The following is a 654-nucleotide window of genomic DNA, read 5'->3' as shown; positions in this document are numbered from 1 at the left end:
ATCACGATCGCGCTGGCGGCGAGCTTCGTGGCCGAGCATCAGGGCGGGCCGCAGCTGCTGTACGCGCTGTTCTTCGGCATGGCGTTCAACTTCGCCGCGAACGGCGAGAAGATCCACGCGGGCATCGAGTTCGCGTCGCGCCAGGTGCTGCGCTTTGGCGTGGCACTGCTGGGGGCGCGCATCACCGCGGAACAGTTGGCGGGCCTGGGGGCCGACTCGATCGCGATGGTCGCGGGCGGCGTGGTCGCGACCATCGGCTTCGGCGCGCTCATCGGCCGCCTGCTCGGCCGGCCGGGGACGGAAGGCATTCTGACCGGGGGGGCGGTGGCGATCTGCGGTGCCTCGGCGGCGCTGGCGATCTCGGCGGTGCTGCCGAAGAACGAGGAGAACCAGCGCTTCACCTTGTTCACGGTGGTGGGCGTCACGGCGCTCTCGACGGTGGCGATGGTGGTGTATCCGTCGCTGGTGAAGGCCTTCGGACTGGATGCGAATGCGGCGGCGGTCTTTATCGGCGGCACGATCCACGACGTCGCGCAGGTCGTGGCGGCGGGCTACATCATCTCGCCGGCAGTGGGCGACGGCGCGACCTTCGTCAAGCTCTTCCGCGTCGCGATGCTGTTGCCGGTGGTGGCGGTGGTGTCGGTGCTGTTCCGC

Annotated in this window: 1 protein-coding gene; it reads left to right on the top strand. The window is 69.6% G+C overall.

What is annotated here, in order from left to right; translation table 11 throughout:
* On the top strand, positions 1 to 654 hold a 654-nt coding region (locus GPA25_RS23670), incomplete at both ends, for a YeiH family protein (RefSeq protein ID WP_169262837.1).

The organism is Aromatoleum diolicum (assembly GCF_012910955.1).
GTDB lineage: Bacteria > Pseudomonadota > Gammaproteobacteria > Burkholderiales > Rhodocyclaceae > Aromatoleum > Aromatoleum diolicum.
This window is presented reverse-complemented; position numbering and strand designations above follow the sequence as displayed.